This window comes from Pseudomonas sp. CM27 (genome assembly GCF_013179515.1).
Taxonomy (GTDB): Bacteria; Pseudomonadota; Gammaproteobacteria; order Pseudomonadales; family Pseudomonadaceae; genus Aquipseudomonas.
In genome coordinates this window covers 1-5505 of sequence record NZ_JABMCN010000330.1, presented here as the reverse complement: position 1 = coordinate 5505, position 5505 = coordinate 1, and the positions used below count along the sequence as shown (strand labels likewise).

The following is a 5505-nucleotide window of genomic DNA, read 5'->3' as shown; positions in this document are numbered from 1 at the left end:
GAAAAGTGCGATGAATCAATTTGCGATTCTGTACGGAGATCGGTTCATCAGGCCAACCTGGTGAAATCAAGGCCTGCCGGGCGGCAGGCCATTACCGGCCCGCACACAAAAAACCTGACACTCCCGGGGCTAGTGTGGACTTCTAGGTTGCTGGGGCCGCTTTGCGGCCCCAATCAATTTATTTGGCGCAAGTTTGCTCAGCCAACGCCACAGCACGGAACATCGCCCGGCGCTTGTTGATGGTTTCTTCCCACTCCAGCGCTGGCACCGAGTCGGCAACGATGCCGCCACCGGCCTGCACATGCAGTTCACCGTCCTTGATCACTGCGGTACGGATGGCAATCGCGGTGTCCATGTTGCCGTTCCAGGCAAAGTACCCGACAGCCCCTCCATAAACACCGCGCTTGACCGGCTCCAGCTCGTCGATGATCTCCATCGCACGGATCTTCGGCGCGCCCGACAGGGTACCGGCCGGCAAGATCGCCCGCAGTGCGTCCATCGCCGTCAGCCCTTCGCGCAGCTGTCCGGTAACGTTGGAAACGATGTGCATGACGTTGGAATAACGCTCGATCACCATCTTCTCGGTCAGGCGCACGCTGCCGGTCGAAGACACACGGCCGACGTCGTTTCGGCCCAGGTCGATCAGCATCAGGTGCTCGGCAATTTCCTTGTCGTCCGACAGCAGGTCGTCTTCCAGTGCGCGGTCAGCCTCTTCGGTCGCGCCACGCGGGCGGGTACCGGCAATAGGGCGCACGGTGACCAGGTTGTCCTCGACCCGCACCAGCACCTCGGGCGAGCTGCCGACCACGTGGAAGTCGCCGAAGTTGAAGAAGTACATGTACGGCGTCGGGTTGAAGCAACGCAGCGCGCGATACAGGTCGATAGGCGCGGCCTGGAAGTCGATCGACATACGCTGCGACGGCACCACCTGCATGCAGTCGCCGGCGAGGATGTATTCCTTGATACGGCCAACCGCGTTTTCGTAGTCGTCGCGGGTATAGCTGGAGCGGAATGCCGGCTCGGCAGCTTGCGGGCCGCTCAGGTCCAGGCCGCGGCGCGGGGTGATCGGCTGGCGCAGTGTTTCCAGCAGACCTTGCAGCTGAGCCTGGCCTTGCTCGAAGGCCTGTTCTTCAGCCGGGTCGACCAGCACGATGGCGTGCATCTTGCCCGCCAGGTTGTCGAATACCACTACCGCGTCCGACACCATCAGCAGGATATCCGGCACGCCCAGCGGGTCCGGATTAGGGCTCGCGCCCAGGCGTTTTTCCACGTAGCGCACGCAGTCGTAGCCGAAGTAGCCGACCAGGCCGCCGTTGAAACGCGGCAAGCCAGGAATGTCGGCGACCTTGTAGCGGTCCTTGAAGGTTTCAACGAATGCCAGCGGGTCTTCGACATCGTGGCTTTCAACCTCGACGCCATCCTGCAGGATGCTGACGTGGTAACCGTGCACCCGCATCACCGTGCGCGACGGCAGGCCGATCATCGAGTAACGGCCCCACTTTTCGCCGCCCTGCACCGATTCGAGCAAGTACGAGTTGGGTTGGTCGGCCAGTTTCAGGTAGATGGACAGCGGCGTATCGAAGTCGGCCAGGGTTTCGCAGGCCAGGGGAATGCGGTTGTAGCCGGCAGCGGCCAGGCGCAGGAATTCTTCGCGGTTCATGAGTAGCCTCGTGGCAAGCAGCAATGGGTCAGGCAAACGGACGGGCCGGCACGCGCCGGCAGGCTGAAGTCAGGCGCGCCAACGCCAACGGGCCAGGGCCTTGATGACTTTCATCCAGAATTTGCCAGTAACCGCCACGGTGGACTCTCTGTCTTGTGAGGCTTGAAGGTCCGCCAACGTTATCCCAGTGGCCGGGTCTGCGCAACCGGGCAGCAATGCGCGCAGGTCGTCGATGACAAGGCTGGGGGATTCGTCGTGGATAGGCCGGCCATGGTTGTAACCGTAGGTCAGGCCAACACACTGCACGCCAGCTGCCTTGGCCGCCAGCACGTCACTGCGCGAATCTCCGACGAACAGCGATTGCTGCGGGGTAACGCCGGCCATCTGCATGACGAACAGCAACGCCGCCGGGTCTGGCTTTTTCTGCGGCAGGGTATCGCCGCCGATGATCCAGCGGAAGTAGTTGCCGATCTTCATCTGGTCCAGCAGGGGGCCGACAAAGCGTTCGGGCTTGTTGGTGATCAGCGCCATTTCCACACCCCGCTTGCGCAACCAGCGCAGGGTGTCCTGCACACCGGGGTAGACCACGGTGAGCTCATGGCTTTCGGCGTAGGCGTCCATGAACAGCGCCAGCGCCTGGTCGGCCAGCGCATCGTCCACGGCGGTGTGATCGATGTCACCCGCCAGCGCCCGGCGCACCAGCACCTGGGCGCCGTTGCCGACCCAGTGGCGAACTGCCTCCAGGCCAGCGGGCGGGCGCCCCAGTTCGAGCAGCATGCAGTCCACGGCGGCGGCCAGGTCGGGCACGGAATCGATCAGGGTACCGTCCAGATCGAACATCACCAGCCTGGGCAGCGCCCCGGGGAACAGCTGCTCGAAGCCGCTCATGGGCGGGCCTGGGCCAGTTCGGCGCGCATCTTGGCGATGACTTCCCGGTAGTCCGGGGCGTTGAAGATCGCCGAGCCGGCCACGAAGGTATCGGCGCCAGCGGCAGCGATGTCGCGGATGTTGTTGACGTTGACGCCGCCGTCGATTTCCAGGCGAATGTCACGCCCGCTGGCGTCGATCAGCGCACGCGCTTCGCGCAGCTTGTCAAGGGTGCCAGGGATGAACTTCTGCCCGCCGAAGCCCGGGTTGACGCTCATCAGCAGCACCATGTCGACCTTGTCCATCACGTACTTCAAGGCGTCCAGGCTGGTGGCCGGGTTGAACACCAGGCCAGCCTTGCAGCCGCCGTCCTTGATCAGCTGCAACGAACGGTCGACATGCTGCGACGCTTCCGGGTGGAAGGTGATGTAGGTGGCACCGGCTTCAATGAAGTCGCCGATGATGCGGTCGACCGGGCTGACCATCAGGTGCACATCGATCGGCGCGGTGACGCCGTACTTGCGCAAGGCGGTGCACACCATCGGGCCGATGGTCAGGTTGGGTACGTAGTGGTTGTCCATGACATCGAAGTGGACGATGTCGGCACCCGCAGCCAGTACTTTGTCGACGTCCTCACCCAGGCGGGCGAAATCGGCGGAAAGGATGGAGGGGGCAATAGCGTAGGGCTGCATGGCGCACCTGTTGGCAGAATCACGGTGGCGCGCATTGTAACTCAGGGAAAGGGATGAGGGCTGATTGGTATCAAAGGGTGTCGACCAGTTGTTACAACCTGTGCCGGCCTCTTCGCGGCTAAAGCCGCTCCCACAGGGACCGCGCAATTTCAAATTTTGCACAAATCCTGTGGGAGCAACTGTCTTGCGCAGAATTTAAAAACCGTGCGCGATCCCTGTGGGAGCGGGTTTACCCGCGAAGAGGCCGGAAAAGGCAACACACCCTCAGGCAGGCTGCTGTGTTCTCAACTTCTCGCTGCGCCCACGCAACCACTCCAGGGTCAGCAACAGCACCACCGAAAACGCAATCAGCAAGGTCGCTGCTGCCGCAATGGTCGGGCTCAGGTTCTCGCGAATACCACTGAACATCTGCCGTGGCAGGGTCGCCTGCTCCGGCCCGGCCAGGAACAGCGTTACCACCACTTCGTCAAACGAGGTGGCAAACGCGAACAATGCCCCGGAGATCACCCCTGGTGCGATCAGCGGCAGGGTCACCCGGCGGAACGCCAGCAGCGGCGAAGCGCCCAGGCTGGCGGCAGCACGCACCAGGTTGTAGTTGAAGCCCTGCAAGGTCGCCGACACGGTAATGATGACAAACGGCACACCCAGCACCGCATGCACCAGAATCAGCGAAGTGAAACTGTTGCCCAGGCCCAGCGGGGCGAAGAACAGGTAGCTGGCCACGCCAATGATCACCACCGGCACCACCATTGGCGAAATCACCAACGCCATCACCAGCGACTTGCCGGGGAAGTCGCCCCGGGTGAGGCCGATGGCCGCCAGTGTACCGAATACCATGGCCAGCACCGTCGCCGCCGGGGCAACGATGATGCTGTTCTTCAGTGCCCGCATCCACTCGGCCGAGCCGAAGAAGTCCTGGTACCACTGCAGCGAAAAGCCCTGCAGCGGGTACACCAGGAAACTGCCACTGTTGAACGACAGCGGCACGATCACCAGCACCGGCAAGATCAGGAACAGCAAGATCAGGCCGCAAAGAATGCGCAGGCTGTAGTACCAGACCCGCTCCACCGGCGACATATATGGGCTCAGCATGACAAGGCTCCTCAGCTCAGGCGCAGGCGGCTGGCGCCAACCAGCCAGCTATAGATCAGGTACAGCAGCACGGTCGCCAGCAGCAAAAGCCCGCCCAGCGCGGTAGCCATGCCCCAGTTGATGCTGGTGTTGGTATAGAAGGCGACGAAGTAGCTGACCATCTGGTCGTTGGGGCTGCCCAGCAGCGCCGGGGTGATGTAGTAGCCGATGGCCAGGATGAACACCAGCAGGCAACCGGCGCCGACACCAGCGTAGGTCTGCGGGAAGTAAACACGCCAGAAACTGGCGAACGGGTGACAGCCCAGCGAAATCGCCGCGCGCATGTAGCTGGGCGAAATACCTTTCATCACGCTGTACAGCGGCAGGATCATGAACGGCAGCAGGATGTGCACCATCGAGATGTACACGCCGGTGCGGTTGAACACCAGTTCCAGCGGCTGGTCGATGATACCCATGGCCATCAGCGCACTGTTGATCAGGCCACCGGATTGCAACAGCACGATCCACGCCGCTACCCGCACCAGGATCGAGGTCCAGAACGGCAGCAGCACCAGGATCATCAGCAGGTTGCTCTGCCGGGTCGGCAGATTGGCCAGCAGGTAGGCCAGCGGATAGGCCAGCACCAGGCAGATGGCGGTGATCACCACACCCATCCACAGGGTGCGGGCAAAGATGTCCAGGTAGATGGCCTGGTCCGGGGTGGCCTTGGCCAGTTCGCCAAGGTCGTCGATACGGTGATCGACAGAAGCCAGCAGGTAGAACGAGGTCACCGTGCTGGTGTTGCGGCGGATCGCCTGCCAGTAGGCAGGGTCGCCCCAGCGCTCGTCCAGCGCCTGCAAGGCTTCTTTATAGGAGGCCGGTTCAGCCTTGAACGGCAGCGCCCTGGCAGTCTTGGTCAACAGGCTGCGGTAGCCTGCCAGTTCCATGTTCAAGCGTTTGGATAGGTCGCCAAGCGTCTGGTTCTTGCGCGCCTCGGCCAGGTCCTGGCTCAGTGCCTTGTACACATCCTCGTCCGGCAGGCTCTTGCCATCCCACTGGGTAATGATGTCTACCGTGCGCGGCAGGCCGGCGACCACTTCCGGGTTGCCGACGCTTTTGTACAGCAGCGCGGCTATCGGTACCAGAAACACCAGCAGAAGGAACAGCGCCAGCGGCGCGATCAACGCCTGCGCCTTCCAGCGGTTGACCCGCTCG

At 62.5% G+C, this 5505-nt stretch carries 5 protein-coding genes; all 5 read right to left on the bottom strand.

Annotated features, from left to right (window positions below):
- Nucleotides 1–178: 178 nt before the first annotated feature.
- Entirely contained in the window at nucleotides 179–1660 is a 1482-nt protein-coding gene (gene trpE / locus HP547_RS26950) for an anthranilate synthase component I (protein ID WP_172288472.1), read from the bottom strand.
- Between the two features lie 69 nt (nucleotides 1661–1729).
- On the bottom strand, nucleotides 1730–2548 hold the full coding sequence (locus HP547_RS26945; protein ID WP_172228118.1) for a phosphoglycolate phosphatase: 819 nt from the start codon (nucleotides 2546–2548) through the stop codon (nucleotides 1730–1732).
- Nucleotides 2545–3219 carry a ribulose-phosphate 3-epimerase gene (rpe, locus tag HP547_RS26940; RefSeq protein ID WP_172288470.1) on the bottom strand — a complete coding sequence of 225 codons (675 nt, stop codon included), beginning with the start codon at nucleotides 3217–3219 and terminating at the stop codon, nucleotides 2545–2547. The genes HP547_RS26945 and rpe overlap by 4 nt, the downstream gene beginning before the upstream one ends.
- 264 nt (nucleotides 3220–3483) lie before the next feature.
- On the bottom strand, nucleotides 3484–4311 hold the full coding sequence (locus tag HP547_RS26935) for an ABC transporter permease (protein WP_172228122.1): 828 nt from the start codon (nucleotides 4309–4311) through the stop codon (nucleotides 3484–3486).
- Nucleotides 4312–4322: 11 nt separating this feature from the next.
- The coding region (locus tag HP547_RS26930) for an ABC transporter permease (protein ID WP_172288468.1) at nucleotides 4323–5505 on the bottom strand (1183 nt) is incomplete at its 5' end.

What these genes read in the sequence shown, in the direction of transcription:
- HP547_RS26945 (WP_172228118.1), bottom strand. Translation starts at nt 2,548, where the DNA reads ATGAGCGGCTTCGAGCAGCTGTTCCCCGGGGCGCTGCCCAGGCTGGTG.
- trpE (WP_172288472.1), bottom strand. Translation starts at nt 1,660, where the DNA reads ATGAACCGCGAAGAATTCCTGCGCCTGGCCGCTGCCGGCTACAACCGC.
- HP547_RS26935 (WP_172228122.1), bottom strand. Translation starts at nt 4,311, where the DNA reads ATGCTGAGCCCATATATGTCGCCGGTGGAGCGGGTCTGGTACTACAGC.
- rpe (WP_172288470.1), bottom strand. Translation starts at nt 3,219, where the DNA reads ATGCAGCCCTACGCTATTGCCCCCTCCATCCTTTCCGCCGATTTCGCC.